At 34.3% G+C, this 7,006-nt stretch carries 5 protein-coding genes; all 5 read right to left on the bottom strand.

Features of this window, described 5'->3' with window-relative positions; genetic code table 11:
- Positions 1-512: 512 nt before the first annotated feature.
- Entirely contained in the window at positions 513-2,336 is a 1,824-nt protein-coding gene (gene pepF, locus V7659_RS29015) for an oligoendopeptidase F (RefSeq protein ID WP_335543510.1), read from the bottom strand.
- A gap of 143 nt (positions 2,337-2,479) precedes the next feature.
- Positions 2,480-3,676 (bottom strand): competence protein CoiA, encoded by a 1,197-nt coding sequence (locus V7659_RS29010; protein WP_335543509.1) that lies wholly within the window; start codon positions 3,674-3,676, stop codon positions 2,480-2,482.
- Between the two features lie 101 nt (positions 3,677-3,777).
- The gene (gene cls, locus V7659_RS29005) at positions 3,778-5,289 is read right to left on the bottom strand and encodes a cardiolipin synthase (protein WP_335543511.1); all 1,512 of its coding nucleotides are present in this window, start codon (positions 5,287-5,289) and stop codon (positions 3,778-3,780) included.
- 79 nt (positions 5,290-5,368) lie between these two features.
- Positions 5,369-6,040 (bottom strand): adaptor protein MecA, encoded by a 672-nt coding sequence (gene mecA, locus V7659_RS29000; protein ID WP_335543508.1) that lies wholly within the window; start codon positions 6,038-6,040, stop codon positions 5,369-5,371.
- 305 nt (positions 6,041-6,345) lie between these two features.
- Positions 6,346-6,741, bottom strand: a complete 396-nt coding sequence (gene spxA / locus V7659_RS28995; RefSeq protein WP_026566143.1) for a transcriptional regulator SpxA — start codon at positions 6,739-6,741, stop codon at positions 6,346-6,348.
- Positions 6,742-7,006 lie beyond the last annotated feature (265 nt).

Below are 7,006 nucleotides of genomic sequence, written 5' to 3'. Positions count from 1 at the left end.
AAAATAAACAATAAGCTTAACCTAGCCTTTTCAATAAACAAAAATGCCTTGCAGTTTCTACTGCAAGGCATTTTTCTATTATACGAACAAAGGGGATGGGAGAAATTTTTCACGGTCAAACAAAGGGGTTTGTGTTTGTTGTGATCAACTTCATGTATATAATATAGCACGCTATTTCTCAGTACGGCAATAAGTTTGTGCTTTGTTTCACATAATTGTCAAATTATCATAAATTCACGGAATGGACAATAAACATAGTAGTAAGAGAAATGAAACTTACTTTTTTGAGGGTGGCCTTTTATATGAGAAAATTCCCTTTAACACTTATGATTGTTTTTATTTTAATTGCTTTTTTTCTTCAAATCCTTGCATTGTTAAAGCTTTTCCCTTTATTGTTCAGTACCCCTATATTATTTGTATCGATATTTATCTTCATTAATTACCTTAATGACCGGAAAAAATTTAGAGGATTTTAGAAAGGGATGGCAGCTAGTTTGGCACCATCCCTTTCATTATGCTTGTGTTAATAATTGCTCTAATTCATTCAGTTTTTCTTCAAAAACCTTACAAGCATTTGTTATTGGCTCTGCACTAGTCATATCGACGCCAGCTTTTTTTAATACCTCAATTGGATAATCTGAGCTTCCTGCACTTAGAAATTCAATATACCTTTTCACCGCTGGTTCGCCCTCTTCTAAAATTTGCGTGCTAAGTGCTGTTGCTGCACTAAAACCAGTTGCATACTGATAAACATAGTAATTGTAATAAAAATGAGGAATCCTCGCCCATTCCAATCCAATTTCCTCGTCTATTACAATATCTTCTTCGCCAAAATATTTTTTATTTAATGCATAATAACTTTCTGTTAATGCATCTGCTGTTAATGCTTCGTTATTTTGGGCTTTTTGATGAATCATGTGTTCAAACTCAGCAAACATAGTTTGACGGAACACCGTCCCTCTAAAGCCTTCTAGGTAATGGTTGAGTAAGAATATTCGTTTTTGTTCATCATCAATTGTTTTTAATAAATAGTCGTTTAAAAGTGCTTCATTACAGGTCGAAGCCACCTCAGCAACGAAAATTGAATAATTCCCATAAGGATACGGCTGTGATTTTCTAGTATAGTAACTGTGTACGGAATGGCCAAATTCATGAGCAAGTGTAAATAAATTATTTACATTATCCTGCCAGTTCATTAAAATGTACGGATGTGTCCCATATGCACCTGATGAGTAGGCACCACTCCGCTTGCCTTTATTTTCATGTACATCAACCCAGCGATTTTCAAAGCCTTCAGTTAGTATTTTCGCATATTCCTCGCCTAATGGAGCTAACCCTTTTATGACTAATTCCTTCGCTTCTTCGTATTTGATTTCCATTTTTACATCTTTGACAAGCGGTGTAAATAAATCATACATATGAAGTTCATTAAGACCCAGGACTTTTTTACGAAGCTTTACATATCGATGTAATAAATGAAGATGATCGGTAACTGTGTTTACAAGGTTATCGTACACACTTTCTGGGATATTGTTCGCAGAAAGCGCAGCATGTCTTGCTGAATCATACTTTCTTACTCTTGCATTAAAATTATCCTTTTTCACATTACCGCTTAATGTACTTGAAAAAGTATTTTTAAAATCACCATATGTCTTGTATACAGCTTTGAATGCGTCGTGTCTTACCCGTGGGTCTTCACTTTCTAAAAAGCGAATATAGCGGCCATGAGTAATTTCAACTTCAGCACCATTTTCATCTTTAATAGATGGAAATTCAAGGTCTGCATTATTTAACATCCCAAACGTATTACTAGAAGCATCCATCACCTCGCTGGCTTCTGCAAGCAATGCTTCCTGTTCTGCAGTGAGGACATGTGGTCTTTGCAGGTTAATTTCAGCTAGTGCATGCTCATAGAGCTTTAATTCTGTTTTTTCACTTAAGAAACTGGTTACCTGGCTCTCATTTAAAGAAAGAATTTCTGGGACAATAAAAGCTAATTGGCTGGCTGCTTGTGAATACATATTTTTCATTCTGTCATCCAGGCCTTGATAAAAAGAGTTTGTTGTGTCTTGGTCATAACGCATATGTGAATATGTATAAAGCTTTCCAATTCGTTCTAATAGTTTGTCTTGGAATTGAAGCGCTTTATAAAGTGTCTCTGCACTTTCACCTAATTTTCCTTCAAATTCTTTAATTCCTGGAATTTGGCTTTTTACTTCTTGAAATTCCTTTTCCCATTCCTGATCATTTGCAAAAATATCTTCTAATTTCCATGTATCTTGTTCAGGAATCTCACTTCTTGCTGGCAGTGATTTTATTGCTGTTTCATTTGCCATCCTTTATCCTCCATTCTATATTTACCTGTGAAAGAAAGTATCATTACATAGTATTCTCCTTATCTTTCCAATTTCCTTTTAGCAATTGACAGAAAGGAAACTATTTACACCTCTATATAGTATGCCCTTCTGTTTGTTTTCATTTATCTATTCGATAGGAAACGCTGATATTTTTGATAAAATAAGTCCTTCGCCTCTTCTTTTTCTCGATTTGTTCTAGGAATAAATATTTTCCGTTTCAATTGGAATGTAGTTTCTCCCATTTTCGTTAAGATACCCAATTGCTCTAACAATAAAAGATAGTCAAGTACGGCAGATAACGATGTCCCTGTTTTAGCTTGTGGTAAATTTCTTAAGACTATTTCTTTTCTTTGAATCCTTTTATTGAAATGGAAGGATAATTCCTGTAGGGTTATTAAATCACCAATATTTTTGTTGACAATACAATCAATAAATAAATAGGTTTGCCAAATAATCGGCGAAGTTTGAATGATTAGTGAATGAGGGATTGGAAGGCCAATTTCTGTCGGCAGTAGGAAAAGATTAAGGTTTCTGTTATAGATTTCATGAAGAAATGAATGATGCTGTTTACTAGGATGAAGCGTCCAATTAAGAAGAAATTTTTCAATTTGCTTGTTCCAACTAGAAAAATCTATTTGAGTGTTGATCTTTGGTTCTAATAAATCTTTTATGTCCATTTTCCTTATTGGGTAAAAAGAATGATGTGCGAAGGCATTTTTTATCGAGTAAGGGGTAATGGATCCAACAAAATGAAATTGCTGTTTTTCGGGGCAATAGGATGGTATATAAAACTTACCTGCAGAAGTTGTTCGTAAAAATAGGTATTGAAAGTTGGATAAAACAACCATATTATTTCTTTTTGTACGGATTTGGTTGCTAGATAAAATCCATATGGGATGATAACCGTTCTGAAGATATGAATTGTTCCTTTTGATAAGTATACTTTCTGGAATCGTTGAACATTGATATTCTAATGCAAATTTCTCTCCATTAAACTTGAACATTATGTCAGGTCTCTGCTGAATCTCCTTATCATAGTACTCTAATATTGAAGGGATCTTTTGTTTCACCAGCCACTGATAGAGTTGACGTTTGCCCTCCATGTGGTATATGGATTCATTTTCATAGAAATCATGACAAACTCCCCCTTGCTTATGGGCAAAATGAAAAATGCGCTGATCCCCTAATTTGAGTAAAACGCTTTCCCCGCAAATAGGGCAAAAAAATTCTTCTTTACTGCGAAGTTCTAAAAGAGTATCCTTTTTGTAATCAAGGCCGAGACAGATAGATATACCCAATTTTGTTTGAGCCGTTAGCAATTAATTCACTCCTCCTTTCACTATGTTAATTCGTCAAAATTCGATAAATACCTTTTAAAGCATAAAAAAAACTCGCCAATTTGACGAGTATTTTTATTAGTTTAGAGTAATGGCGAGAGTAGTCTTGCCGTCGATTCAAGTACCTTAAAACCAAGATGTCTATCATCAAAGGTTGCTTTATCCAATTGTTTGGAAAATTCAAGGTCGTTTAAATACTCCTCAACAAGCTTTTGTGTGCTATTTGTACGGAATAAGAAAGCATTAACCTCGAAATTTAAATGGAAACTTCTCATATCCATATTCGATGTCCCGATCGAGGCTAATTCATAATCAACAATGACAATTTTACTGTGCATAAACCCCCGCTCGTATTCATAGACCTTAACCCCTGCGTCCAAAAGTTCAGGAAAGTATGACCGTGAAGCATGGAAGACAATCCGTTTATCTGGTTTATTAGGTACAAGAAGTCGTACATCAATGCCACTAAGTGCAGCTACTTTTATGGCTGAAAAAATATCTTCATCCGGAATAAAATAAGGGGATGCAATCCAAACTGATTTCTCCGCGCTTGCAATCATAGAGAAAAAAATATTTTTAATCACACTCCACTCATTATCCGGTCCTCCAGCAATGAGCTGCACCCCACCGTGACTTTCGTCATCAATCTGAGGTGATAGATATTCGGCTGTTAAGAAACTGTGACTGGTCATATAATACCAGTCTTGTAAAAATATTAACTGCAGCGTTCGTACTGCCTCTCCTCGAAGCATTAAATGAGTATCACGCCAAAACCCTATCTGCTTATTTCTCCCCAGATATTCATCCCCAATATTTAGCCCGCCAACAAAGCCGATATTTCCATCAATGATGATCATTTTACGGTGATTACGGAAATTAAATTTATTATTTAAAAATGGGAGTTTTACAGGCCCAAACGTGACCATTTCAATACCTTCATTTTTAAGTTCATTAATATAAGATTTTGAAAGTTGCCAAGAACCCACTGCGTCATATAAAAAACGTACCTTAACACCTTGATGGGCTTTCTCAATCAGTAGATTTTTAATTTCCTGACCAATATGATCGTGGCGAACAATATAATATTCCAGATGGATATGGTGTCTAGCCTTTTTTAATTGTTCAATAATATGCTGAAAGGTTTCCTCACCGTTTGTTAATATTTTTGTAGCAGTGTCAAAGGAGATTGGGCTATTCCCTAGTTTTTGAGCCAAGTTAAATAATTTCCCTTGATGTTCACCCATTAAACTAAGTTTTTCATCATTTCTCGGATCTTCTTCCCCTTCAACGGTCAAAAAAGCTTGTTTATCTAGGAAATATTTTTTTCTAAACATCTTTTCCTTACGATAATTCCTTCCAAACAGGAGGTAAAAAATAAAACCAACTAATGGAAAACTGCCTAAGACCACTAACCATGTAATCGTTTGTGTTGGATGGCGGTTTTCAAGGAAAATTACAAAGCCTATGAATATGACCGACAGTGTAACAAGCACACTCAAGATACCAAATATTCCACTAGCTAAACGATCCTTAAAGAAAAACCAAAGTACGGATAATAGCAACAAAAATAAAATAACCCTTACTGTGTTTTTCAGTGTCCTCACCTGCCAGAATTTTTTTCCAAAATAATTAATGTTAAAAATACCGATTTCAATATTGAAATCGGTACATTAGTTAGTGAAAATGTTTGCGTAATTCAGCAAAAACATTATCAGAAATTATCTCTTTTCCATATTCTTGAATTCGATGTATCGTAAGTTGTGTCTCAAATCCGTATTCAAGCAAAATACTTAATATATCATCAATTTCATCTTCTTCAAATAAGTCTTCAGGAAATTCTGTAAATAGATAATATTTCCCTTCAAAATGATAAAGCTTTGTCACTAAATCATCTAAACCTGCCCGATTGGATAAACTAATGACATCCTCAAAATCTTTAAAACCAATGAGGAATTCTAATGTTTCTTCCTCAAGTAATATATCTTCCTCATCTGAATGATTTGGATTAAAATGATGATCCAGAATCTCATCAATTTGCTCATCTACCGGCAGATCTTTTAGTTTGTCATTTGGAATGGGTAATTCAAACTTTTGACCATCCTTTGATAGTTGTGCTTTAGTAACAAGGATTTCTAAACCTTTATCAAGTGCTTGAACTTGGATCCAAAGAGGACCTTCAATCACAAACTCTTCTTCATCATGAACTTCATCCATCATTTCCCAAAAGAGTTCTTCACTTCGTTCCCGATTGTACCAGATTTCTTCACGGTCAAAGCCTCGTTCTTCTATATCACCATATGAAATGTAAAATTTTACTGTATTTTCATTAATGCGTTCAATCTCCATCTAAACCTCTCCCTTCCGTTTTCCAGATTGAAGGGACAAAATACCCCCAAGCAGATACTGCCTTAGCATTTACTTAAATCCAAAAGAATTCTCATAGGGCAAAAAGTAAATACTCATGTACTTTATTTTATGATAAAAGTACTAATAAGGGAAATAAAAAAGGCTAAAATCTAAAAACCGTGATAATGCCTAAAGATTAGCGGTACGATATTCTTTTTATTGTAGCAAAGTGACACCGAAACTACAAATGAAATCATATAATTTTTATATACAAAAAAAGACCTCCTATATGAAGGCCTAATTATTTAATTAACCATTCGCTGTGCTTCGCGCAGCTGGAACGTTCTAACTCTTCTTGGAAGGAATCGTCTGATTTCATCCTCGTTATACCCAACCTGTAATCGTTTTTCATCAATGATAATCGGGCGGCGTAATAGCCCTGGATTTTCTTTGATTAAACCAAAAAGATCTTGTAACGGCATCGCATCTAGATTAACGTCTAATTTTTGAAATGTCTTTGATCTTGTAGAAATAATTTCATCTGTACCATCCTCGGTCATTCGAAGAATCTCTTTAATCTCTTCCATGGTTAATGGTTCTGAAAAAATATTTCTCTCTGTGTATGGGATTTCATGTTCTTCTAACCATGATTTTGCTTTTCTGCATGATGTACAACTTGGTGAAGTGTATAGTGTTACCATCCGAGCTTCACACTCCTCTTTTATTTGAGACTGTTATTTAAAATCCGTTATATTGAATCAAGCAATTTGGTTATAATCAGGTAGTACCAATTTCAATAATAATTATAAATAAGTAATTTATATCATTGATTATACACCACTGTTTCTTAAAAGGGTATCCTTTTTTCCAAAAAATATTGTCAGAGCAAAACATTCAAAAATTTCATTTACACTATATTAGACGAATAATTCTTCTAAAAGTTTCATGTTTTTTAATTATTTTATC

The sequence above is a fragment of the Neobacillus drentensis genome (genome assembly GCF_036966985.1).
Taxonomy (GTDB): domain Bacteria; phylum Bacillota; class Bacilli; order Bacillales; family Cytobacillaceae; genus Neobacillus; species Neobacillus drentensis_E.
The sequence above is the reverse complement of the archived record's forward strand: the minus strand, read 5'-3'. Positions and strand labels throughout refer to the sequence as shown.